We start from the raw sequence: 22,703 nt of genomic DNA, 5'->3' as shown, positions 1-22,703 counted from the left end.
GTAGCGACTCCTTTTAAAAGTAGTAAAGTTAGTATAACGACAAATGAAGTATACTGCAAAATTATGATAATATATAAGCGAGAGGTGACAAGGAATGTATTTTGTAGACAAAGATAAACTAACTCAGAAATTAGCCTATTTACAAGCATTAACTGATGATTATTATGAGAGTAAGCACAATCATTATGCATTTGAACGTATTGCTCAAATGTTGATAGAATCATCGGTAGATATAGGGAATATGATTATCGATGCATTTATTTTAAGGGATCCTGGTAATTATAAAGATGTGATTGATATATTAGAACTAGAAAATGTTATTACTAAAGAAACACAGCAGGCGATTAATAAAACTGTCGATATTCGTAAACAATTTACATATGATTACACAGTCTTAGATATTAAGGTTATCATGCCAATGTTTGATGACGCATTACCTTATTACAAACAATTTATTACAGAAGTAACGACATTTTTACATCAAGAAAATGTACCAGTAACAGCTTTTGGTAAAGGAGAAAATCAATAATGAAACAGTATAAAGCGTATTTAATCGATTTAGATGGCACAATGTATATGGGAACAGATGAGATTGATGGAGCAAAACAATTCATCGATTATTTAAATGTAAAAGGCATTCCTCATTTATACGTAACTAATAATTCAACGAAAACACCTGAGCAAGTAACTGAAAAATTACGTGAAATGCACATTGATGCTAAACCAGAAGAGGTTGTAACGTCAGCGTTAGCCACTGCTGATTATATTTCAGAACAATCACCAGGAGCATCAGTATATATGTTAGGTGGGAGCGGTTTAAATACTGCGTTAACCGAAGCGGGACTTGTCATTAAAAATGACGAGCATGTTGATTATGTAGTTATTGGACTTGACGAACAAGTTACATATGAAAAGCTTGCGATTGCAACGTTAGGTGTAAGAAATGGAGCAACATTTATTTCTACAAATCCAGATGTGTCAATTCCAAAAGAACGAGGATTTTTACCAGGGAATGGTGCTATTACAAGTGTTGTAAGTGTATCGACAGGCGTATCGCCACAATTTATTGGTAAACCAGAACCGATCATTATGGTTAAAGCATTAGAAATTTTAGGATTAGATAAATCCGAAGTTGCTATGGTAGGCGATTTGTACGATACCGATATTATGTCTGGTATTAACGTAGGTATGGATACGATTCATGTACAAACAGGTGTATCTACGTTAGAAGATGTGCAAAATAAAAATGTGCCACCAACGTATTCTTTTAAAGATTTAAATGAAGCAATAGCTGAATTAGAAAAATAGATATAGTCATTTTATAAAGTAGGTGAATTGATTTGGTAAAAATAGTTGTTTCGAGGAAAATTCCGGATAAATTTTATCAACAATTAAGTAAACTTGGTGACGTTATTATGTGGCAAAAATCATTAGTGCCTATGCCTAAAGATCAATTTGTGACAGCACTTCGTGACGCAGATGCTTGTTTTATCACATTAAGTGAACAGATCGATGCAGAAATTTTAGCACAATCACCAAATTTAAAAGTAATTGCGAATATGGCTGTAGGGTATGACAACATCGATGTTGAAAGTGCAACAGCGAACAACGTGGTTGTTACGAATACACCAAATGTACTTACTGAAACAACTGCAGAATTAGGATTTACATTAATGCTTGCTACAGCACGCCGTATTGTAGAAGCTGAAAAATATGTAGAAGCAGATGCATGGCAAAGCTGGGGTCCTTATTTATTATCAGGTAAAGATGTCTTCAATTCAACTATTGGAATATATGGTATGGGAGATATTGGTAAAGCTTTTGCAAGAAGGTTGCAAGGGTTTAATACTAAAATTCTTTATCATAATCGATCAAGACATAATGATGCAGAGGCGGACTTTAATGCAACATATGTTTCTTTTGAAACGTTGTTAGCAGAAAGTGATTTTATCATCTGTACAGCGCCACTTACAAAAGAAACACATCATAAATTTAATGCTGAAGTATTTGAACAAATGAAAAATGATGCAATTTTCATTAATATCGGTAGAGGGCAAATTGTAGATGAAACAGCATTAATCGATGCACTAGACAATAAAGAAATTTTAGCATGTGGTTTAGATGTATTAGCAAATGAACCAATTGATCATACACATCCATTAATGGGACGTGATAATGTTCTGATTACACCACACATTGGTAGCGCATCAGTAACAACACGGGACAATATGATTCAATTATGTATTAATAATATAGAAGCGGTTATGACAAATCAGGTACCACATACTCCAGTAAATTGAAAATAAGTATGGTTTTTTAATCATTGGTAAAACAAGCAAAGCAATTGTAAAATTGGTTATGTTTGACTTGCGAATGTATATATTTGCGCTGATGATAATTCCATAACATTATAAACTCGTCATATTAATGTGATGAGTTTATTTGATTTTGACGTATATAACAAAATTGTTATATAGACTGTAATTGTTTATTGTTTAAATAACCTTTAAAATGAATGATGTTCTCAACAAAGTGTATCATTTAAAATAATTGAGTGATGACAACCAATTACTATGTTGAATCTATAAAATTAAAATTGAATTTCATTATGAATATCGATATAATGAATTGTAAAAAACAAATTTTAAAACGTATTTTATATTGAACGGTCTTTATAAAGACGTTTTTACTAAGAACTTTAAGAGGTGCAATATGAAATCTAAAAGTAAACAGCCACCTAATAAATATGTTGAAGCATTCAAACCATATTTATTAACACTATTGTATTTGGCAATATTTATTACTTTATATTTAATTTATGGCAGTGGCGACACACACAATAACTTCATTTATAATGAGTTCTAATGAGGGAGACTTAATATGACAGATATTATTAACAAGCTGCAAGCGTTTGCGGATGCAAATCCACAAAGCATTGCTGTTAGACACACAACTGATGAATTAACTTATCAACAGTTAATGGATGAGTCTAGTAAATTAGCACATCGATTACAAGGTAGTAAGAAACCGATGATTTTATTCGGTCACATGTCACCATATATGATTGTTGGGATGATTGGTGCCATTAAAGCAGGATGTGGATATGTACCTGTAGACACTTCAATTCCTGAAGACCGTATTAAAATGATTATTAACAAGGTTCAACCAGAGTTTGTATTTAATACGACTGATGAATCATTTGAAAGTTTAGCAGGCGAAGTATTTACAATAGAAGATATTAAAACATCTCAAGACCCAGTAATTTTTGATAGTCAGATTAAAGATAACGACACAGTATACACAATCTTTACATCTGGTTCTACTGGGGAACCTAAAGGTGTTCAAATTGAATATGCAAGTTTAGTTCAATTTACTGAGTGGATGTTAGAACTTAATAAATCAGGAAATGAACAACAATGGCTTAACCAAGCACCATTTTCATTTGATTTATCTGTAATGGCTATTTATCCATGTTTAGCATCAGGCGGTACATTAAATCTTGTAGATAAAAACATGATTAATAAACCTAAATTATTAAATGAAATGCTAACAGCAACACCGATTAACATTTGGGTATCAACACCATCATTTATGGAAATGTGTTTATTATTACCAACGCTTAATGAAGAACAGTATGGTAGTCTTAACGAATTCTTCTTCTGTGGTGAAATTCTACCTCACAGAGCAGCAAAAGCGTTAGTAAGCCGTTTCCCAAATGCGACGATTTACAACACATATGGTCCAACTGAAGCTACGGTAGCAGTTACAAGTATTCAAATTACACAAGAAATATTAGATCAATATCCGACATTACCTGTTGGTGTTGAAAGACCAGGCGCAAGATTATCTACTACAGATGAAGGTGAACTTGTTATCGAAGGTCAAAGTGTAAGTTTAGGATACTTAAAAAATGACCAAAAAACAGCTGAAGTATTTAATTTCGATGACGGTATTCGTACTTATCACACTGGTGATAAAGCGAAGTTTGAAAATGGTCAATGGTTCATTCAAGGTCGTATTGATTTCCAAATCAAATTGAATGGCTACAGAATGGAATTAGAAGAAATTGAAACACAATTACGCCAGTCTGAGTTCGTAAAAGAAGCGATTGTTGTACCTGTATATAAAAATGATAAAGTTATTCATTTAATTGGTGCAATTGTGCCAACGACTGAAGTTACGGACAATGCAGAAATGACTAAAAATATTAAAAATGACTTGAAATCACGCTTACCAGAGTATATGATTCCTAGAAAGTTTGAATGGATGGAACAATTGCCATTGACTTCAAATGGTAAAATTGACAGAAAGAAAATTGCAGAGGTAATTAACGGATGATTCCATATGGTGATTTTACATTCTTCTTAATTGCTTTAATTGCATTATTACCAGTCATTATACTTGGATTTTTAGGTAAGCGAAGTTACATTTATAATGGCGTAGTTACAGCATTTATGATTGTGTTAATCTTTTCTTCTGATAAACATAATCTGTTTGACCAAAAGTATTTAAGTGTTCAATTAATTAGTTTTATTATTTACGTCGTATGGCAAGTTTTATTGATAATGTTTTATTATCATTCAAAACCAAAAAATAATTCATTTTCAAAATTTGTAACTGTAATGGTTTTATCAATATTGCCATTAGCACTTGTGAAAGTGTTACAAAGTACATGGTTAGGTGGACATCAGATTCACTTCCATGAAAGTAAATTAATTGAGTTTGTTGGTTTCTTAGGAATTTCTTATGTTACATTCAAAAGTGTGCAGTTAATTATGGAAATTCGTGATGGTTCTATCAAAGAAATTAAAGTATGGAAATTAATTCAATTTATTTCATTCTTCCCAACGATTTCATCTGGACCAATCGATCGTTACAAACGTTTCGTTAAAGACGATAAAAAAGTACCAACAGGCAATGAATACCGTGAATTAGTATTAAAAGCAATTCACATGATTATGCTTGGTTTCTTGTATAAATATATTGTTGCTTACTTTATTAACACATATGCAATCATGCCGTTACAATTAGACTTACATGGCTTTGTCAATTTGTGGTTATATATGTACGCATACAGCTTATATTTATTCTTTGACTTTGCAGGTTATAGTTTATTTGCGATAGCATTTAGTTATTTATTCGGTATTAAAACACCACCAAACTTCGATAAACCTTTCAAAGCGAAAAATATTAAAGATTTCTGGAATAGATGGCATATGACATTATCATTCTGGTTCAGAGATTGTATTTACATGAGATCTTTATTCTACATGTCTCGTAAAAAATTATTGAAGAGTCAATTTGCAATGTCTAACGTGGCATTCTTAATCAACTTCTTCATAATGGGAATTTGGCATGGTATCGAAGTGTATTACATTGTTTATGGTTTATACCATGCAGCATTGTTTATAGGTTATGGCTATTATGAACGTTGGCGCAAGAAACATCCGCCACGTTGGCAAAATGGTTTCACAACAGCACTTAGCATTGTGATTACATTCCACTTTGTAACATTTGGCTTTTTAATCTTCTCAGGTAAACTTATATAATAAAGGAGAATTTAATTATGGAATTTAGAGAACAAGTATTAAATTTATTAGCAGAAGTAGCAGAAAATGATATTGTAAAAGAAAATCCAGACGTAGAAATTTTTGAAGAAGGTATTATTGATTCTTTCCAAACAGTTGGATTATTATTAGAGATTCAAAATAAACTTGATATCGAAGTATCTATTATGGACTTTGATAGAGATGAGTGGGCAACACCAAATAAAATAGTTGAAGCATTAGAAGAGTTACGATGAAATTAAAACCTTTTTTACCCATTTTAATTAGTGGAGCGGTATTCATTGTCTTTCTATTATTACCAGCACGTTGGTTTACAGGCTTAGTAACTGAAAAGACTGTAGAAGATAATAGAACTTCATTGACAGATCAAGTACTAAAAGGCACACTCATTCAAGATAAGTTATACGAATCAAACAAGTATTATCCTATATACGGCTCTAGTGAATTAGGTAAAGATGACCCATTTAATCCTGCAATTGCATTAAATAAGCATAACGCCAACAAAAAAGCATTCTTATTAGGTGCTGGTGGCTCTACAGACTTAATTAACGCGGTTGAACTTGCATCACAGTATGATAAATTAAAAGGTAAGAAATTAACATTTATTATTTCACCACAATGGTTTACAAACCATGGTTTAACGAATCAAAACTTTGATGCTCGTATGTCTCAAACTCAAATTAATCAAATGTTCCAGCAGAAAAACATGTCTACTGAATTAAAACGTCGTTATGCACAGCGTTTATTACAGTTTCCACATGTACACAATAAAGAATACTTGAAATCTTATGCTAAAAACCCTAAAGAAACTAAAGATAGTTATATTTCTGGTTTTAAAGAGAATCAATTGATTAAAATAGAAGCGATTAAATCATTGTTTGCAATGGATAAATCTCCATTAGAACATGTTAAACCTGCTACAAAACCAGACGCTTCTTGGGATGAGATGAAACAAAAAGCAGTTGAAATTGGTAAAGCTGATACTACATCGAATAAATTTGGTATTAGAGATCAATACTGGAAATTAATTCAAGAAAGTAAGCGTAAAGTTAGACGTGACTATGAATTCAATGTTAATTCTCCAGAATTCCAAGATTTAGAATTACTTGTAAAAACAATGCATGCTGCTGGTGCAGATGTTCAATATGTAAGTATTCCATCAAACGGTGTATGGTATGACCACATTGGCATCGACAAAGAACGTCGTCAAGCAGTGTATAAAAAAATCCATTCTACTGTTGTAGATAATGGTGGTAAAATTTACGATATGACTGATAAAGATTATGAAAAATATGTTATCAGTGATGCCGTACACATCGGTTGGAAAGGTTGGGTTTATATGGATGAGCAAATTGCGAAACATATGAAAGGTGAACCACAACCTGAAGTAGATAAACCTAAAAATTAAAATACAAATAGCACATAACTCAACGATTTTGATTGAGGGTATGTGCTATTTTTATATTTTAAATTTCATAGAATAGAATAGTAATATGCGCTTGGATATGTGGCTATAATAAAATAATTAATCAGATAAATAGTATAAAATAACTTTCCCATCAGTCCAATTTGACAGCGAAAAAAGACAGGTAATAACTGATTATAAATAATTCAGTATTCCTGTCTTTGTTGTTATTCATAATATGTTCTGTTAACTTAATATCTTTATATTAGAATACTTGTTCTACTTCTATTACACCAGGCACTTCTTCGTGTAATGCACGCTCAATACCAGCTTTAAGAGTGATTGTAGAACTTGGGCATGTACCACATGCACCATGTAATTGTAATTTAACAATACCGTCTTCCACGTCAATCAATGAGCAGTCGCCACCATCACGTAATAAAAATGGGCGAAGACGTTCAATAACTTCTGCTACTTGATCAAACATCGTTGTATCTTCAGTAGGCATCAGGCAAGTCTCCTTTCGAGAGATGAATTTGATAATCTTTATTAGTATATTATAATAGATAGTGTAACAAAAATCTATCAAACCAATGGGGGATAAATATATGGAGCACGTGAGTGTGGTAGTATATGGGGCAGATGTTATATGTGCAAGTTGCGTTAATGCGCCAACATCGAAAGATATTTATGACTGGCTACAGCCACTATTAAAAAGAAAATACCCAAATATATCATTTAAATATACGTATATAGATATTACAAAAGATAATGACAACTTAACAGATCATGATTTACAATTTATTGAAAGAATAGAACAAGATGAACTATTTTATCCATTAATTACAATGAACGATGAATATGTAGCAGATGGTTATATACAAACAAAGCAAATCACTCGATTTATAGACCAAAAGCTTGTGAATGAATAATATACACATAATAAAAAGCAATGTCAGTAATAGTGTGAACTGACATTGCTTTTTAATTTTTAACCATTATGATATTTATATAACCAAAGTACGCCGGATTTTAAAATAGAAGCGAGTCGTCCTGTTACAGTGCGATCCATGATATATGCAAAACCTTGTTTATCTCCTAATGACCCAACGATACCTTGTACCTTTAGTTCCGGCATTTTGTCAGGTAATGGTTCATTTAGCCATTGCTTTTTAAGCACATCGGCAATTTGATCACCTTGAACTTCGGCTAACTGAGCACTTGGCGCATGTGGTAAATCAGCACAATCACCAACTACATAGACGTTACGATATGTTGGTACTTGATGATACTGGTTAACTATCACGCGTCCATTACTATTTATATCAATCGGCAAGTTACGAACAACTTCAACAGGTTGAATTCCTGCTGTCCATACAACTAAATCAATATCTTTAGGTTCATCACAGTTATATATTTTACCAGGTTCAACTTTATTAATATTTGAATTTGGAACAACGGTAACATTATTTTTGGCGAACCATTTCGCAACATACTTACTTAATTTTTCAGGAAAATTTCTTAAAATTCGCGGCCCACGGTCATAAAGATATATTTCCAAGTCTGATCTACTTTCTCTTAATTCGCTGGCAAGTTCTATGCCACTTAATCCAGCACCAACGATACCAACTTTAGCACCTTCTGGTAGTTCACTAATACTATGGAAAGTATCCCGAGCCTTTGAGAGTGTTTGAATACTATGTGTATATTCTTCGGCTCCTGGAACGTTATGATATTTATCTTCACATCCTAAACCAATGATTAGCTCATCATAATCAATTTTAGAATTACCGACTGAGACAATTTGAGCATCTAAATCTATGTCGTTAATTTCACCATAAACCGTATTCACTTGTGGATGATTAGGGAATTTCATGCGAACATCTTTATCTGATTTCGTGCCCGCAGCTAAAGCATAAAATTCTGGTTTCAATCCATGAAATGGCATACGATCAACTAATGTGACTGTATAATCTTGTGGTAAAGATGTAGTTAAAATGCGTGACATGATACGCATATTACCATATCCGCCGCCTAACAAAACTAAGTTTTTCATAATGAAGTACCCCTTTTATATGTTAATATTTACTTTAATTTTGAAAAGATCAAAGTGCATAGATATATTTGTTAATGAACAGTTATAAAATGCAAGTGTCTTTGATTCATCAATAACCCCTAAAAAAGTAAATATGTATTTATATGCTTATTATATATTTTTTTGAAAATGACTACAAATAAATATTTGTACCAACTAAGGCACTATTGCATAACTGGGATAAGAAACATCAGTTGTTGCTAATTGAGCACATCATGTTAAAATACCAGTTTTAAAATGCTATAATATTGTAACAAATGAAATAAGAAGGTGAAGTATGAATCCGATCGTAGAATTTTGTCTCTCTAACATGGCAAAAGGTGGAGATTATGTTTTTAATCAACTGGAAAATGACCCAGATGTCGATGTGTTAGAGTATGGTTGCCTGACACATTGTGGTATATGTTCAGCCGGGTTGTATGCTTTAGTAAATGGTGATATTGTTGAAGGTGATTCGCCGGAAGAATTATTACAAAATATATATGCACATATAAAAGAAACTTGGATTTTTTAAGGAGGAGTTATCATGCCAACAGTTATATTAACAGAAGCAGCTGCCTACGAAGTAAAAGATATGCTTAAAGCAAATGAAATGCCAGATGGCTATTTAAAAATTAAAGTGAATGGTGGCGGGTGCACTGGTTTAACATACGGTATGGGTGCAGAAGAAGCGCCTGGTGAAAATGATGAAGTCTTAGAATACTTTGGATTAAAAGTTTTAGTGGACAAAAAAGATGCACCCGTATTAAATGGTACGACTATTGATTTTAAGCAATCATTAATGGGTGGCGGTTTCCAAATCGACAATCCTAATGCAATTGCATCATGTGGCTGTGGTAGTTCATTTAGAACTGCAAAAGTTGCAGGTAATCCTGAAAACTGCTAATAAAATAACTTTTTAATGATTAACCCAATTTTTGGGATACAAATTGATATCAATTACGATTAGGGACATATTTGATTATGTCCTATTTTTGCGTAAAGATATTTTGTTTTATTAAAAAGCTTATTAAAAATTAAGAATCTGACTATTAATAGTATTTTAAATGATTGTGATAGCGGATACATTTTTAATCGAAATCAGGCTACGAAAAAATTAATTAATTTTTTCACAATCTGACTGAATCTTGCTTGAAAATATAACATAAAAGCTATAGAATTAGTATTGGATTAAAAATGTCTTTTTTGTGAACATCACAGGTTTTTACATAATTTAAAAGACTTAAATAACAAAATGATGATAAACTAGTATACATTGTGGTAAAAGTAGGAATGACCAGTTGTTACTAGTAATTATCAGCATTTGGTTAAAAAAATATGAAAGCTTAGGTGAAATTAAATGGCTCAAGATCGTAAAAAAGTACTTGTACTTGGTGCTGGTTATGCAGGTTTACAAACTGTAACTAAATTGCAAAAAGCGATATCAACAGAAGAAGCAGAAATTACGCTTATTAATAAAAATGAATATCACTATGAAGCGACATGGTTACATGAAGCATCAGCAGGTACACTAAACTATGAAGATGTATTATATCCTGTGGAAAGTGTCTTGAAGAAAGACAAAGTGAACTTTGTTCAAGCAGAAGTAACAAAAATTGACCGTGATGCTAAAAAGGTAGAAACAAATCAAGGTATTTATGACTTTGATATTTTAGTAGTAGCATTAGGTTTCGTTAGTGAAACATTCGGCATCGAAGGTATGAAAGATCATGCTTTCCAAATTGAAAATGTTATCACAGCACGTGAATTATCACGTCATATCGAAGACAAATTTGCTAACTATGCAGCATCAAAAGAAAAAGATGATAACGATTTATCTATCTTAGTTGGTGGTGCTGGATTCACTGGTGTTGAATTCTTAGGTGAATTAACAGACAGAATTCCTGAATTATGTAGCAAATATGGTGTGGATCAAAATAAAGTTAAAATCACTTGTGTTGAAGCAGCACCTAAAATGTTACCAATGTTCTCAGAAGAATTAGTTAACCACGCAGTTAGCTACTTAGAAGACCGCGGTGTTGAATTTAAAATTGCTACACCAATCGTTGCTTGTAACGAAAAAGGTTTTGTAGTTGAAGTAGACGGTGAAAAACAACAATTAAATGCAGGTACTTCAGTATGGGCAGCTGGTGTACGTGGTAGTAAATTAATGGAAGAATCATTTGAAGGCGTTAAACGTGGACGTATCGTTACAAAGCAAGATTTAACAATCAATGGTTACGACAACATTTTTGTTATTGGTGATTGTTCAGCGTTTATCCCAGCTGGAGAAGAACGTCCATTACCAACTACAGCACAAATTGCAATGCAACAAGGTGAAAGTGTTGCTAAAAACATTAAACGCATCTTAAACGGTGAATCAACTGAAGAATTCGAATACGTTGATCGTGGAACTGTTTGTTCTTTAGGTTCACATGACGGTGTAGGTATGGTATTTGGTAAACCTATCGCTGTTAAAAAAGCAGCATTCATGAAAAAAGTGATTGATACACGTGCGGTATTCAAAATCGGTGGTATCGGTTTAGCATTCAAAAAAGGTAAATTCTAGGCTTTAGATTAAGATACAGCTAAACGCATAAAATTAAATTATTCATTTATAAAGTCCTTCAGTGTCACTGAAGGGCTTTATTGTTGTACAATTTGAAGTGAGTAACATATCAAATCTAAGGAGGTACATTATGAATTTTAAATTAAATAACACATTAAGCAACGAAATAAATACGTTGATTATTGGTATACCAGAACATTTAAATCAGTTAGAACGCATTAGTTTTAATCATATCGATATTACAGAATCACTTGAAAGACTAAAACATCAACATATTATTGGTAGTAAAGTTGGGAAGATTTATACAACTGCATTTGATGTACAAGATCAAACATATCGTTTAATTACAGTTGGTTTAGGAAACTTAAAAACACGTAGTTATCAAGATATGTTGAAAATATGGGGACATCTTTTCCAATACATAAAGTCAGAACACATTGAAGATACGTATTTACTTATGGATTCATTTATTTCAAAATATGATCAGTTATCAGATGTATTAATGGCATGCGGTATTCAAAGTGAGCGTGCAACATATGAATTCGATCATTATAAATCAAGTAAGAAGGCACCGTTTAAGACGAATTTAAACCTTATTAGTGAATCATTAATTGAATTAGATTTCATTCATGAGGGTATCAGTATTGGCCTATCCATTAATTTGGCAAGAGACTTTAGTAATATGCCACCGAATTTATTAACACCACAAACATTTGCAGAAGATATTGTTAATCATTTTAAAAATACAAAGGTCAAAGTAGAGGTTAAAGATTATGACACTATAGTTTCTGAAGGATTTGGACTTTTACAAGCGGTAGGTAAAGGTAGTAAGCATAAACCGAGATTAGTAACCATCACATATAATGGCAAAGACAAAGATGAAGCACCAATTGCCTTAGTTGGTAAAGGTATAACGTATGATTCTGGTGGTTATAGTATTAAAACGAAGAATGGCATGGCTACAATGAAGTTTGACATGTGTGGCGCTGCGAATGTCGTTGGTATCATTGAAGCGGCTAGTCGTTTACAACTGCCTGTAAATATTGTCGGAGTGCTTGCTTGTGCTGAAAATATGATAAATGAAGCGTCAATGAAGCCTGACGATGTATTTACAGCATTGAGTGGTGAAACTGTAGAAGTAATGAATACAGACGCTGAAGGTAGATTAGTCCTTGCAGATGCTGTGTATTATGCAAATCAATATCAGCCTAGTGTGATTATGGACTTTGCTACATTAACGGGTGCAGCAATTGTTGCACTAGGCGACGATAAAGCTGCTGCATTTGAATCGAATAGTAAAGTGATATTAAAAGACATATTACAAATAAGTTCCAAAGTCGATGAAATGGTATTTGAATTACCGATTACTGCAACCGAACGTGCAAGTATTAAACACAGTGATATCGCTGATTTAGTTAACCATACGAATGGACAAGGTAAAGCGCTATTTGCGGCAAGTTTTGTAACACATTTTAGTGGTCAAACACCCCACATTCATTTCGATATTGCAGGTCCAGCAACGACTAATAAAGCTTCATATAATGGTCCAAAAGGGCCAACAGGATTTATGATTCCGACGATAGTACAATGGTTAAAACAACAATAATTTAATTAATTGCCTGATACAACTTGTGTCTTGTTTTACATTTCTAATTTAACTCTTGAAAGTATAAAGGATCGCATTGTATCAGGCATTTTTATTGTTGTAAGAAAATATAAATCGCATATCCTTGTGAGCATAAATCAACTTGACTAGCATTGCAAAAACTTAATGTAATCATATGTTCATTCAGTCAACGACTACTAATATAACATTATAGAACTTAGGATTTTGATTGGTGTTCCAGGCTTGTAAAATTGTTTAATTTAATGAAAGCGAAAATTATTTTAAGAAAGACAATTAACTAAAAAATAAAGATTATTGGTATAGTTTGCTATTGACAGGTGTTAAAGCTACTGATACTATGTAGTCTATAAACGCTTTAGTTCGATAGAGTGGTAAAGGATGGTTGTCATATGATAAATGCAGTAGTAATAGCAGTAATATTAATGATTGTGCTATGTTTATGTCGATTAAACGTAGTTATAAGCTTATTTATCAGTGCGCTAGTTGGTGGCTTAATTTCAGGCATGAGCATTGAAAAAGTTATAAATGTATTTGGGAAAAATATAGTCGATGGTGCTGAGGTAGCATTAAGCTATGCCTTATTAGGTGGATTTGCAGCATTAATTTCATACAGTGGTATCACAGACTATTTAGTAGGAAAAATTATAAATGCAATTCACGCTGAAAATAGTCGATGGTCAAGAGTTAAAGTAAAAGTGACAATAATCATTGCATTATTAGCTATGAGTATCATGAGTCAAAACTTAATTCCTGTACATATTGCATTCATTCCAATTGTCATCCCACCATTATTAAGTCTGTTTAATGACTTAAAAATAGATAGACGTTTAATCGGTTTGATTATCGGTTTTGGTTTATGTTTCCCGTATGTGTTATTACCATATGGATTCGGTCAAATTTTCCAGCAAATTATTCAAAGTGGCTTTGCAAAGGCGAATCACCCAATTGAGTTTAATATGATTTGGAAAGCAATGCTTATTCCTTCAATGGGGTATATTGTTGGCTTACTTATCGGTTTATATGTATATCGTAAACCACGTGAATATGAAACACGTAAAATTTCAGATAGTGACAATGTTACAGAGTTAAAACCATATATCTTAATAGTAACAATTGTAGCAATACTAGCTACATTTTTAGTACAAACGTTTACAGATTCAATGATTTTTGGTGCCCTGGCAGGGGTACTCGTATTCTTTATTTCACGTGCATATAATTGGTATGAATTAGATGCTAAGTTTGTTGAAGGTATTAAAATTATGGCTTATATTGGTGTAGTTATTTTAACAGCAAATGGATTTGCTGGTGTAATGAATGCTACTGGTGATATAGATGAATTAGTTAAAACTTTAACAAGTATTACTGGTGATAATAAATTATTTAGCATTATCATGATGTATGTGATAGGTTTAATTGTCACTTTAGGTATAGGATCATCATTTGCAACAATTCCTATTATCGCATCATTATTCATTCCATTTGGAGCGTCAATTGGACTAGATACAATGGCATTAATCGCATTGATTGGAACAGCGAGTGCATTAGGTGACTCAGGTTCACCTGCAAGTGATTCAACATTAGGACCTACTGCGGGATTAAATGTTGATGGCCAACATGATCATATACGCGATACATGTGTACCAAACTTCTTGTTTTATAATATTCCTTTAATGATTTTCGGTACTATTGCTGCTATGGTACTATAAGCATAAAGAGGTGAAAATATGACTCATTTATTAGAGACATTTGAGATGTCAATAGATCACCAGGAAGATGGTTTAGTTGTTATTTCTATGCCTGTTACTGATAAAGTAAAACAACCATTTGGATATTTACATGGTGGTGCTTCGATTGCTTTAGGTGAAACAGCATGTTCATTAGGATCTGCTAATTTAATTGATACAACCAAATTTATTCCATTAGGTTTAGAGATGAATGCCAATCATATTCATTCTGCTAAAGATGGTCGTGTTACTGCGACAGCTGAAATTATTCATCAAGGTAAGTCGACACATGTATGGGATATAAAAATTAAGAATGACAAAGAACAATTAATTACAGTTATGCGTGGTACAGTTGCTATTAAACCTTTAAAATAAAAGAACTGCTAGCTGAAAAGTTATGAGATATTCATAACTACGGCTAGCAGTTTTTTTATGCGCTATATTGTTGTAGTTTTAGAAATGCTTGTTCAATGCGTTCGGCAGCTTTACGGCCACCCATAACATTTCTACCAAATGGTCCTAATTCTAAGTCTGCAAAGCATCCTGCGACAAATAGATTTGGTATCCATTCTAATTTTTCGGAAATAACAGGGTAATTACATTCGTTAATAGGTGCATCATAATTTTGTATTAATTGCTTAATAAGTGGTTGTGACATAAAATCTTGTTCAAAACCAGTTGCAACCATAATCTGTTGATATGGAACAGAATCATTTTCAGTGTTAATTAAACCATCACTAATTTGAGTGATAGGTGTTTTATGCACATTTATACGACCATTTTTAATATGTTTTTTAAGGCGTAAGTACAGTTCGTGAGGCATTGATCCTTTATGACGTTCACGTTGTACAATGGCATTTCTTTCAGGCATGCTTTTAGTACTTAAAAATGAAGACATATTTTTCGGACCTAACCAACCAGGATCAGCATCAAAGTCATGTATTTCAATATCCTTATTTAGCCATAAATGAATTTTTTTATCGTCATCATGATTTAACAATTTAAGTGCAAGATGTGCAGCAGTAATGCCACTACCAACGATATGATCGGTCTTATCATATACTACTTGATCATGTTCTTTCTCGAAGATATGTTTTACATTCTGTTTGTCTTTTAAAATGTCAGGCATAAACGGAATATTTGTACTGCCTATTGCAATAACGACGCAATCTGTAGTGATAATTTGTCCATCTTCTAACTTGATATGCCATTTGTCTTCTTGTTTATCTAAAGTTTGAACTAAACCTTGAACCAAGCAATCCTCTAATTGATATTGTTTAGAAGCATGTGCAATATGATCCATAAACATTGTCAATTCAGGTCGTTGATAAGGACCATAAAAAGCATTTGTATATTGGTGCTGTTTAGCGAATTGTTTTAGATGGAACGGTTGTGGATGTACGTGATGTACAATCGGTGATCTTAAATAAGGCATTTCTATTCGATTTGTATATGAGTTAAACCTTTGACAAAAAGTTTCGTGTGGGTCAATGATTGTTAATCGGTCTGTTGTTAATCCGCTTGATAATAGTTTTTGTGCGATTGCAGTTCCCTGTATGCCACCGCCGATAATTGTCCAATGCATAATAAAACCTCTCTCTTTTTAAAGCGTAATCGTTACGATTTATAATTATTATTATCATAATACATAACGACATGAAAGGCAATTAAATTAAAGAGATATACGTAGATAGGGCGAAGCTGTAGTCAAAGAAGTATGTACTAAACTAAATTCATTGAAAAAGGGGTAACAATGTCAAAAGAAAACAGCAGTAAAATCATTCCTAATTTGGAATCATCTTACTGCTGTTTGTTGTTGATTTATATTCATGACTTTGTTATATAATCTACAATTTTGTGTCTTTTAAGTCTTCTGAAATTTCATCGACTTTAGTCTTTTTAGTATAAGGCGTTTTAATATTATATGCTGCTTTCATAATCATATGACTTGAAAGAGGACCTGTAATTAATACAAAGATAATCGCAACGATTAATTGCATATTTACAAAACCTTGAGTAGCAATAAAATATAAAAATGTACCAAATAGTAATGACATTGCACCTAATGTTGATGCTTTTCCGGCAGCATGTGCACGTGAATATACATCTTCAAGTCTCAATAATCCTATAGCTGCTAGGGCGCTAATTAAAGCACCGATGATAACAAAGATAAGTGCAAGACTAATCAGTATGATTTTGATCATGTTCAATCACCTTACCTTTGTCCATAAATTTAGAGAATACTGCAGTACCTAAAAAGGCTAATATACCAATCATCATAATAACGACAATCATGTATTTAATATTTAATAAGATACTGAATAATGCTATAACTGCCATTAATTGAAGACCAATCGCATCTAATGCGACAACACGATCGGCAAGTGATGGGCCTAGCACAACGCGAATGAGCATAGCTAACATAGAAATGACAACTATGATTAATGCAATAACGATAATAACATTATGATTCATTATATTTCGCCCACCTCTCTTACAATTTTCTCTAATGATGTTTTAATACTTTCCACTTCTTGCTCTTTAGTTGAAAAATCTATGGCATGAATATAAATTTTTGTACGATCATCACTTACACCAAGCACTACAGTACCAGGTGTTAATGTAATTAAATTAGACAACAAGACAATTTGCCAATCTTTTTTTAAATCTGTGTGATAAACAAAGAATCCTGGTTCATTTTTAATCGAAGGTTTGATAATAATTTTTAGAACATCAAAATTAGCTTTAATCAGTTCGATTAAGAAAATAATAACTAATTTAATAATACGATATAGCGTGATGACATAAAATCTACCTGGTAACACTCTGTGTAAGAGGTAAACAAGAACTAGGCCAAAGATGAAACCTAACACAAAGTTATTTGTTGTGTAACTATTTGTCACAAACAACCAAAACACTGCGATAATAAAGTTTAATACTAATTGTACAGCCATGTTATTTACCTCCTAATACAGCTTTAACGTAGGTTGATGGATTGTAGAATGTTTCTGCACCAGCTTTTACCATTGGATATAAGTAATCTGCTGACAATCCATATAAAACAGTTATCACAACTGCAACGATTGCAATCGTAGTTAAATATTTGACGTCGACTTTGTTATTAAGATCATATCCTTTTGGTTGACCGAAAAAGCCTTGTAGGAATATGCGAATGACAGAATATAATACGACTAAACTTGATAATAAGACGATGACACCACTTAAATAAAATCCTCTTTCAAATGTTGATTGGACAATGAAAAATTTTCCATAAAAGCCACTGAGTGGGGGAATGCCAGCTAAACTTAATGCTGCGATAAAGAATGACCAACCAAGTACGGGATATCGTTTAATTAAGCCACCAAATTGTCTTAAATCAGCAGTGCCTGTAATTTTAATCATAATTCCAATAAGCAAGAATAATGCAAGTTTTACTAACATGTCGTGCAATGTATAGTAAATAGCACCAATCATACCTGACTCTGTCATCATTGCAACGCCGACTAAGATCACACCTACAGCAATCATGACATTGTATAGGATGATTTTTTTAATGTTGGCATATGCAACAGCACCGACACAACCAAAGATGATCGTTAATAGTGCTAAGAATAAAATGACATAATGTGAAAAGCTTACATTATCACTAAAGAATAGGCTCAATGTTCTAGCGATTGCATAAACACCAACTTTTGTTAACAAAGCGCCAAAGAATGCAATGATTGGAATTGGTGGTGCATAGTATGCACTAGGTAACCAAACAAACATTGGGAATACGCCAGCTTTTGTAGCAAAAACAAAGATAAATAGTATGAAAACGATATTGACTAAGCCACTGTCATGCGCTGAAAGGTTAGCTAATTTATTGCTTATATCTGCTAGATTCAATGTTCCTACTACTGAATATAAAATCGCTACACCCATTACGAAGAAGGACGACGATACAACGTTAACAAGAACATATTTTATTGTTTCTTGTAATTGAATTTTTGTAGAACCTATAACTAATAAGAAATATGATGACATTAGAAATACTTCGAAAAATACGAATAGGTTGAAAATGTCACCAGTTGTAAAGGCACCAATGATACCTATTAACATAAATAGTACTGAAAAATAATAATAATATCTTTCACGTTCAATACCAATTGTTTGGTATGAATATAAAATCACAATAGCTGTAATTATAATACTAGTAATAATTAGTAGGGCACTGAATATGTCTAATACAAAGACAATACTATATGGTGCTTTCCATGAACCTAGCTCTACACGTATTGGTCCATGTTTTACAACATTTGCTAAATTGATAATTGCCGCGACCAAGGTTAATAATGTACCGCCTAGTGCGACATAACGCTTTATAATAGGGCGCTTTCCAATAAAGACAAGTAATATGGCTGTAATTACTGGAATGACGAGCGTTAACACAAGCATATTACTTTCAATCATCTTCTGGAACTCCTTTCATACTCTCAACGTTATCTGTGCCTAATTCTTTATATGTTCTAAATGCTAATACTAAGAAAAAGGCTGTTGTCGCAAAGGCGATAACGATTGCTGTTAAAATAAGTGCTTGCGGGATAGGATCAACATAGCTTTTTACGTTCGCTTCATAAATTGGAACAGTACCATGTTTAAGTCCACCCATAGTTATTAAAAATAAATTTGCTGCATGTGTTAGTAGTGTAGTTCCCATAACAATTCGTATCAGACTTTTAGACAAAACGAGATAGACACTAATTGCTGTGAGAATACCACTAACAAAAATCATAATAATTTCCACTATTCGTTCTCTCCAATCGAAATAATAATTGTCATGACAGTACCAACTACTGCACATAAAACACCGAAATCAAAGAATACTGCTGTTGTCATATGAACAGGTTCTAATATAAATAACGGTATATCAAATGTGACATGCGTAAAGAAATTTTTACCTAAAAACCAACTTGCGATAGGCGTCGCAATACAAAAAACTAATCCAATACCTATCAAGATTTTAAAATCTAATGGGAAAATTTTACGCATTGTTTCTATATCAAATGCAATCGTAATGATAACAAGTGAACTTGCGAATAATAATCCGCCGACGAAACCGCCACCAGGTGTATAATGTCCTGCTAAGAAAAGTGAAAAACCAAAGACCATTACCATGAAAAAGATAATAACTGCAGCAAATTGCAAAATTAGATCATTTTGTTGTCTATTCATGATTTTTCACCTCGTTACCTTGCGTTTGACGCTTTTTACGTAATTTAATCATTGTATATACAGCTAATCCTGCGATACCAAGGACAGATGACTCGAATAAAGTATCCATACCACGGAAATCAACAAGTATAACGTTTACCATGTTTTTACCGTGAGCTAAATCATAAACGTGCTCTTGATAAAACTTAGATATCGATTCAAAATGTCTATTTCCGTATGCAATTAAACCGATAATAATGACGGACAAACCAACACCACCAGCAATTAAAGCATTAGTAAGCTGGAATGAGCGCTTTTCATTATAACGATTTAAATTTGGTAAGTGGTAGAAGCATAATAAGAACAATGCTGTTGAAATAGATTCAACGACAAACTGTGTCAATGCTAAGTCGGGTGCTTTAAAGAATATAAACAATACAGACACAGCATATCCAACTGCACTTAACATAATGATGCTAAATAATCTTGATTTAGCGAAAAGAATTAAAAAGGCAGCACTTAATAATAAAATTACGATACAAACTTCGAAAATTCTAATCGGACTAACGTCTTTAAAATTAATGTTGAAAGGTACTGAGAATACAGTGACAAATGTTAATAAAATTAATGCACCAAAAATGATAACTAAATTATTACGTGAATAATCGGTAACATAGCTATTCGTCATCTTTTCAGAGTAGTTTGGAATAACATTTGCACTTCTGTTGTACCAATAATTGAATGTTAGTTTATCAGGTTGTCGTTGCAACAATTTCACCCAATAACTAAATGTCACAATTAGTAAGATACCTAAAATATAAATCACTAATGTTGATAAAAAGGCAGGCGTTAATCCATGGAACATATGGAATTCAACATCATCAATGACTGTATGATTAATCGAAGATGTAGCTGGTTCAATAATCGAATTAGTTAAAATGCCAGGGAATAAACCAAATACAATTACTAATGTAGCTAAAATAGCTGGTGATAAAAGCATTAATATTGATACTTCGTGTGCTTTTTTAGGTAATTGTTCAGGTTTATATTGTCCGAAAAATATATGCATTATAAATTTAATTGAATATACAAATGTGAAGACACTGCCCACTATACCAATGATTGGGAATAGGTAGCCTAATATATCAACACTGAATAAATTTGCTTGGCTTGCTGTAAATGTTGTTTCTAAAAATGATTCTTTTGATAAGAAACCATTGAACGGTGGTACACCAGCCATACTTAATGCTGTAATAACAGTGATTGTAAATGAGATAGGCATAATTGTTAGTAAGCCACCTAATTTCTTAACATCACGTGTACCAGTAGAATGATCCACTGCACCTGTAATCATAAATAGGGCACCTTTAAATGTTGCATGGTTGATTAAATGGAATATTGCAGCCGTAAATGCAGCAGCATATATTTTGCTATCATCGCCTTGATAGTGATAACTAATGGCACCGATTCCAAGCATCGCCATAATCATACCTAATTGGGATACTGTTGAAAATGCCAGTATACCTTTCAAGTCTTGTTGTTTTGTTGCGTTTAGCGAAGCCCAGAATAACGTAATTAAACCAACGAGTGTGACAGTCCATATCCAACCTTGCGATGCTGCGAAGATTGGTGTCATTCGAGCGATTAAATATAAACCTGCTTTAACCATTGTTGCTGAATGAAGATAAGCACTGACTGGTGTAGGTGCTTCCATTGCATCTGGTAGCCAAATATAAAATGGAAACTGAGCAGATTTTGTAAAAGCACCAATCATGATTAAAATCATCGCAAAAATGAAGAATGGGCTATTTTGAATTTCAGAAGCATGTTGAATCATGTACTGAATGCTAAATGATTGCGTTGGTAAAGCGAGTAAGATGATACCACCTAATAATGATAAACCACCAAATACTGTGATTATGAGCGATTTTTGAGCACCATATATAGATGCTTGTCGTTCGCGCCAGAATGAAATAAGTAAAAAACTAGAAAATGACGTTAGCTCCCAGAATAAATATAGAATAATAACATTATCTGAAAGTACGACACCTAACATTGCACCCATAAATAGTAATAAATAACAATAAAAATTCCCTAGTTGTTCTGACTTACTTAAGTAGCCGATTGAATATAATACTACTAAACTGCCGATTCCTGAAATAAGCAAACTAAAGAGTAAACCTAAGCCATCAAGATATAAATCAAAGTTCATACCAAAATGAGGCATCCAATTTAAGGTTTTCATTACAGTATTACCTGACATCGTCGTTTTAATTAATGTAAGCATATAAATAAATATGACGATAGGGACAGGTAATACGAACCATCCTAAATGTATACGTTTAAAAAATCTATACAGGATAGGAATAATGAGTGCGAATATTAACGGTAATATCACCGCAATATGTAACAAACTCACTATGTTGTCCTCCTTTAAAAAATATTTATGTTATTCATTATACATGAATGATATAGTTCTGAAAAACGTACACACTCCTTGTTGTGCTTTATTTTCAGAAGTATTTAAATAAGAAGAAACACGTC

At 32.7% G+C, this 22,703-nt stretch carries 26 protein-coding genes; 16 read left to right on the top strand and 10 right to left on the bottom strand.

Features of this window, described 5'->3' with window-relative positions:
- Nucleotides 1–94 precede the first annotated feature (94 nt).
- The 9 genes from HMPREF2658_RS08210 (at nucleotide 95) to dltD (ending at nucleotide 6,975) form a co-directional block, all read left to right on the top strand.
- Nucleotides 95–529 (top strand): DUF86 domain-containing protein, encoded by a 435-nt coding sequence (locus HMPREF2658_RS08210; protein WP_000273986.1) that lies wholly within the window; start codon nucleotides 95–97, stop codon nucleotides 527–529.
- On the top strand, nucleotides 529–1,308 hold the full coding sequence (locus tag HMPREF2658_RS08205; RefSeq protein WP_000816182.1) for a TIGR01457 family HAD-type hydrolase: 780 nt from the start codon (nucleotides 529–531) through the stop codon (nucleotides 1,306–1,308). The genes HMPREF2658_RS08210 and HMPREF2658_RS08205 overlap by 1 nt, the downstream gene beginning before the upstream one ends.
- Nucleotides 1,309–1,340: 32 nt before the next feature.
- Nucleotides 1,341–2,300 carry a 2-hydroxyacid dehydrogenase gene (locus tag HMPREF2658_RS08200; RefSeq protein ID WP_000239118.1) on the top strand — a complete coding sequence of 320 codons (960 nt, stop codon included), beginning with the start codon at nucleotides 1,341–1,343 and terminating at the stop codon, nucleotides 2,298–2,300.
- A gap of 254 nt (nucleotides 2,301–2,554) precedes the next feature.
- Nucleotides 2,555–2,665 (top strand): hypothetical protein, encoded by a 111-nt coding sequence (locus HMPREF2658_RS08195; protein WP_001790652.1) that lies wholly within the window; start codon nucleotides 2,555–2,557, stop codon nucleotides 2,663–2,665.
- A gap of 47 nt (nucleotides 2,666–2,712) precedes the next feature.
- Nucleotides 2,713–2,865, top strand: coding sequence for a teichoic acid D-Ala incorporation-associated protein DltX (locus HMPREF2658_RS08190; protein WP_000837752.1), 153 nt, complete (start codon nucleotides 2,713–2,715; stop codon nucleotides 2,863–2,865).
- A 15-nt stretch (nucleotides 2,866–2,880) separates the two neighbouring features.
- Nucleotides 2,881–4,338, top strand: coding sequence for a D-alanine--poly(phosphoribitol) ligase subunit DltA (gene dltA, locus HMPREF2658_RS08185; RefSeq protein WP_000129643.1), 1,458 nt, complete (start codon nucleotides 2,881–2,883; stop codon nucleotides 4,336–4,338).
- The gene (gene dltB / locus HMPREF2658_RS08180; protein WP_000613541.1) at nucleotides 4,335–5,549 is read left to right on the top strand and encodes a PG:teichoic acid D-alanyltransferase DltB; all 1,215 of its coding nucleotides are present in this window, start codon (nucleotides 4,335–4,337) and stop codon (nucleotides 5,547–5,549) included. Before dltA ends, dltB begins: the two co-directional genes overlap by 4 nt.
- A gap of 17 nt (nucleotides 5,550–5,566) precedes the next feature.
- Complete coding sequence (gene dltC, locus HMPREF2658_RS08175; RefSeq protein WP_000395692.1) at nucleotides 5,567–5,803, top strand: D-alanine--poly(phosphoribitol) ligase subunit 2; 237 nt, start codon at nucleotides 5,567–5,569, stop codon at nucleotides 5,801–5,803.
- Nucleotides 5,800–6,975, top strand: a complete 1,176-nt coding sequence (gene dltD, locus HMPREF2658_RS08170; protein ID WP_054194541.1) for a D-alanyl-lipoteichoic acid biosynthesis protein DltD — start codon at nucleotides 5,800–5,802, stop codon at nucleotides 6,973–6,975. Before dltC ends, dltD begins: the two co-directional genes overlap by 4 nt.
- Nucleotides 6,976–7,237: 262 nt before the next feature.
- Here the strand turns inward: dltD and HMPREF2658_RS08165 are convergent, their stop codons facing one another.
- A complete protein-coding gene (locus HMPREF2658_RS08165; protein WP_001141883.1) occupies nucleotides 7,238–7,480 on the bottom strand; it encodes a NifU family protein in 243 nt (80 codons plus the stop codon).
- Between the two features lie 100 nt (nucleotides 7,481–7,580).
- Between HMPREF2658_RS08165 and HMPREF2658_RS08160 the strand changes: the two genes are divergently transcribed.
- Nucleotides 7,581–7,904, top strand: coding sequence for a YuzD family protein (locus HMPREF2658_RS08160; protein ID WP_000401414.1), 324 nt, complete (start codon nucleotides 7,581–7,583; stop codon nucleotides 7,902–7,904).
- A gap of 59 nt (nucleotides 7,905–7,963) precedes the next feature.
- Here the strand turns inward: HMPREF2658_RS08160 and HMPREF2658_RS08155 are convergent, their stop codons facing one another.
- The gene (locus HMPREF2658_RS08155; RefSeq protein ID WP_000794020.1) at nucleotides 7,964–9,028 is read right to left on the bottom strand and encodes an NAD(P)/FAD-dependent oxidoreductase; all 1,065 of its coding nucleotides are present in this window, start codon (nucleotides 9,026–9,028) and stop codon (nucleotides 7,964–7,966) included.
- Nucleotides 9,029–9,344: 316 nt separating this feature from the next.
- Here HMPREF2658_RS08155 and HMPREF2658_RS08150 point away from each other — a divergent pair, with 316 nt between their 5' ends.
- The 6 genes from HMPREF2658_RS08150 to HMPREF2658_RS08125 all read left to right on the top strand — a co-directional run bounded on the left by HMPREF2658_RS08150 (nucleotide 9,345) and on the right by HMPREF2658_RS08125 (nucleotide 15,341).
- The gene (locus tag HMPREF2658_RS08150) at nucleotides 9,345–9,581 is read left to right on the top strand and encodes a YuzB family protein (RefSeq protein WP_001068337.1); all 237 of its coding nucleotides are present in this window, start codon (nucleotides 9,345–9,347) and stop codon (nucleotides 9,579–9,581) included.
- A gap of 12 nt (nucleotides 9,582–9,593) precedes the next feature.
- The gene (locus HMPREF2658_RS08145; protein ID WP_001143497.1) at nucleotides 9,594–9,953 is read left to right on the top strand and encodes a HesB/IscA family protein; all 360 of its coding nucleotides are present in this window, start codon (nucleotides 9,594–9,596) and stop codon (nucleotides 9,951–9,953) included.
- 453 nt (nucleotides 9,954–10,406) lie between these two features.
- Nucleotides 10,407–11,615 carry an NAD(P)/FAD-dependent oxidoreductase gene (locus tag HMPREF2658_RS08140; RefSeq protein WP_070854316.1) on the top strand — a complete coding sequence of 403 codons (1,209 nt, stop codon included), beginning with the start codon at nucleotides 10,407–10,409 and terminating at the stop codon, nucleotides 11,613–11,615.
- Nucleotides 11,616–11,745: 130 nt separating this feature from the next.
- Nucleotides 11,746–13,221 (top strand): M17 family metallopeptidase, encoded by a 1,476-nt coding sequence (locus tag HMPREF2658_RS08135; protein ID WP_054194542.1) that lies wholly within the window; start codon nucleotides 11,746–11,748, stop codon nucleotides 13,219–13,221.
- 410 nt (nucleotides 13,222–13,631) lie between these two features.
- Complete coding sequence (locus HMPREF2658_RS08130; protein WP_000606324.1) at nucleotides 13,632–14,948, top strand: Na+/H+ antiporter family protein; 1,317 nt, start codon at nucleotides 13,632–13,634, stop codon at nucleotides 14,946–14,948.
- An 18-nt stretch (nucleotides 14,949–14,966) separates the two neighbouring features.
- The gene (locus tag HMPREF2658_RS08125; protein WP_000149294.1) at nucleotides 14,967–15,341 is read left to right on the top strand and encodes a PaaI family thioesterase; all 375 of its coding nucleotides are present in this window, start codon (nucleotides 14,967–14,969) and stop codon (nucleotides 15,339–15,341) included.
- 55 nt (nucleotides 15,342–15,396) lie between these two features.
- Here HMPREF2658_RS08125 and HMPREF2658_RS08120 read toward each other — a convergent pair whose 3' ends face one another.
- From HMPREF2658_RS08120 to mnhA1, 8 genes are all read right to left on the bottom strand, one after another.
- Complete coding sequence (locus HMPREF2658_RS08120; RefSeq protein WP_000558761.1) at nucleotides 15,397–16,551, bottom strand: FAD/NAD(P)-binding protein; 1,155 nt, start codon at nucleotides 16,549–16,551, stop codon at nucleotides 15,397–15,399.
- A gap of 262 nt (nucleotides 16,552–16,813) precedes the next feature.
- Nucleotides 16,814–17,170, bottom strand: a complete 357-nt coding sequence (gene mnhG1 / locus HMPREF2658_RS08115) for a Na+/H+ antiporter Mnh1 subunit G (protein ID WP_000590451.1) — start codon at nucleotides 17,168–17,170, stop codon at nucleotides 16,814–16,816.
- Nucleotides 17,148–17,441: a Na+/H+ antiporter Mnh1 subunit F gene (gene mnhF1 / locus HMPREF2658_RS08110; protein WP_001016306.1), complete on the bottom strand. Its 294-nt coding sequence runs from the start codon at nucleotides 17,439–17,441 to the stop codon at nucleotides 17,148–17,150. The genes mnhG1 and mnhF1 overlap by 23 nt, the downstream gene beginning before the upstream one ends.
- Nucleotides 17,441–17,920: a Na+/H+ antiporter Mnh1 subunit E gene (gene mnhE1 / locus HMPREF2658_RS08105; RefSeq protein ID WP_000290674.1), complete on the bottom strand. Its 480-nt coding sequence runs from the start codon at nucleotides 17,918–17,920 to the stop codon at nucleotides 17,441–17,443. The genes mnhF1 and mnhE1 overlap by 1 nt, the downstream gene beginning before the upstream one ends.
- Nucleotide 17,921: 1 nt before the next feature.
- Entirely contained in the window at nucleotides 17,922–19,418 is a 1,497-nt protein-coding gene (mnhD1, locus tag HMPREF2658_RS08100) for a Na+/H+ antiporter Mnh1 subunit D (RefSeq protein ID WP_000573077.1), read from the bottom strand.
- Nucleotides 19,411–19,752 carry a Na+/H+ antiporter Mnh1 subunit C gene (gene mnhC1, locus HMPREF2658_RS08095; protein WP_000402803.1) on the bottom strand — a complete coding sequence of 114 codons (342 nt, stop codon included), beginning with the start codon at nucleotides 19,750–19,752 and terminating at the stop codon, nucleotides 19,411–19,413. Before mnhC1 ends, mnhD1 begins: the two co-directional genes overlap by 8 nt.
- Nucleotides 19,752–20,180, bottom strand: coding sequence for a Na+/H+ antiporter Mnh1 subunit B (gene mnhB1, locus HMPREF2658_RS08090; protein ID WP_001081626.1), 429 nt, complete (start codon nucleotides 20,178–20,180; stop codon nucleotides 19,752–19,754). The genes mnhC1 and mnhB1 overlap by 1 nt, the downstream gene beginning before the upstream one ends.
- Nucleotides 20,173–22,578 (bottom strand): Na+/H+ antiporter Mnh1 subunit A, encoded by a 2,406-nt coding sequence (gene mnhA1 / locus HMPREF2658_RS08085; protein ID WP_000054618.1) that lies wholly within the window; start codon nucleotides 22,576–22,578, stop codon nucleotides 20,173–20,175. The genes mnhB1 and mnhA1 overlap by 8 nt, the downstream gene beginning before the upstream one ends.
- Between the last annotated feature and the right edge of the window lie 125 nt (nucleotides 22,579–22,703).

Source organism: Staphylococcus sp. HMSC062H10 (assembly GCF_001836945.1).
GTDB classification, from domain to species: domain Bacteria; phylum Bacillota; class Bacilli; order Staphylococcales; family Staphylococcaceae; genus Staphylococcus; species Staphylococcus aureus.
The sequence above is the reverse complement of the archived record's forward strand: the minus strand, read 5'-3'. Positions and strand labels throughout refer to the sequence as shown.

Bases quoted from the DNA above. Each gene is read 5' to 3' on its own strand.
- HMPREF2658_RS08210 (WP_000273986.1), top strand. From the start codon at position 95: ATGTATTTTGTAGACAAAGATAAACTAACTCAGAAATTAGCCTATTTA.
- HMPREF2658_RS08205 (WP_000816182.1), top strand. From the start codon at position 529: ATGAAACAGTATAAAGCGTATTTAATCGATTTAGATGGCACAATGTAT.
- HMPREF2658_RS08190 (WP_000837752.1), top strand. From the start codon at position 2,713: ATGAAATCTAAAAGTAAACAGCCACCTAATAAATATGTTGAAGCATTC.
- dltA (WP_000129643.1), top strand. From the start codon at position 2,881: ATGACAGATATTATTAACAAGCTGCAAGCGTTTGCGGATGCAAATCCA.
- dltB (WP_000613541.1), top strand. From the start codon at position 4,335: ATGATTCCATATGGTGATTTTACATTCTTCTTAATTGCTTTAATTGCA.
- dltC (WP_000395692.1), top strand. From the start codon at position 5,567: ATGGAATTTAGAGAACAAGTATTAAATTTATTAGCAGAAGTAGCAGAA.
- dltD (WP_054194541.1), top strand. From the start codon at position 5,800: ATGAAATTAAAACCTTTTTTACCCATTTTAATTAGTGGAGCGGTATTC.
- HMPREF2658_RS08165 (WP_001141883.1), bottom strand. From the start codon at position 7,480: ATGCCTACTGAAGATACAACGATGTTTGATCAAGTAGCAGAAGTTATT.
- HMPREF2658_RS08160 (WP_000401414.1), top strand. From the start codon at position 7,581: ATGGAGCACGTGAGTGTGGTAGTATATGGGGCAGATGTTATATGTGCA.
- HMPREF2658_RS08155 (WP_000794020.1), bottom strand. From the start codon at position 9,028: ATGAAAAACTTAGTTTTGTTAGGCGGCGGATATGGTAATATGCGTATC.
- HMPREF2658_RS08150 (WP_001068337.1), top strand. From the start codon at position 9,345: ATGAATCCGATCGTAGAATTTTGTCTCTCTAACATGGCAAAAGGTGGA.
- HMPREF2658_RS08145 (WP_001143497.1), top strand. From the start codon at position 9,594: ATGCCAACAGTTATATTAACAGAAGCAGCTGCCTACGAAGTAAAAGAT.
- HMPREF2658_RS08140 (WP_070854316.1), top strand. From the start codon at position 10,407: ATGGCTCAAGATCGTAAAAAAGTACTTGTACTTGGTGCTGGTTATGCA.
- HMPREF2658_RS08135 (WP_054194542.1), top strand. From the start codon at position 11,746: ATGAATTTTAAATTAAATAACACATTAAGCAACGAAATAAATACGTTG.
- HMPREF2658_RS08130 (WP_000606324.1), top strand. From the start codon at position 13,632: ATGATAAATGCAGTAGTAATAGCAGTAATATTAATGATTGTGCTATGT.
- HMPREF2658_RS08125 (WP_000149294.1), top strand. From the start codon at position 14,967: ATGACTCATTTATTAGAGACATTTGAGATGTCAATAGATCACCAGGAA.
- HMPREF2658_RS08120 (WP_000558761.1), bottom strand. From the start codon at position 16,551: ATGCATTGGACAATTATCGGCGGTGGCATACAGGGAACTGCAATCGCA.
- mnhG1 (WP_000590451.1), bottom strand. From the start codon at position 17,170: ATGATCAAAATCATACTGATTAGTCTTGCACTTATCTTTGTTATCATC.
- mnhF1 (WP_001016306.1), bottom strand. From the start codon at position 17,441: ATGAATCATAATGTTATTATCGTTATTGCATTAATCATAGTTGTCATT.
- mnhE1 (WP_000290674.1), bottom strand. From the start codon at position 17,920: ATGGCTGTACAATTAGTATTAAACTTTATTATCGCAGTGTTTTGGTTG.
- mnhD1 (WP_000573077.1), bottom strand. From the start codon at position 19,418: ATGATTGAAAGTAATATGCTTGTGTTAACGCTCGTCATTCCAGTAATT.
- mnhB1 (WP_001081626.1), bottom strand. From the start codon at position 20,180: ATGAATAGACAACAAAATGATCTAATTTTGCAATTTGCTGCAGTTATT.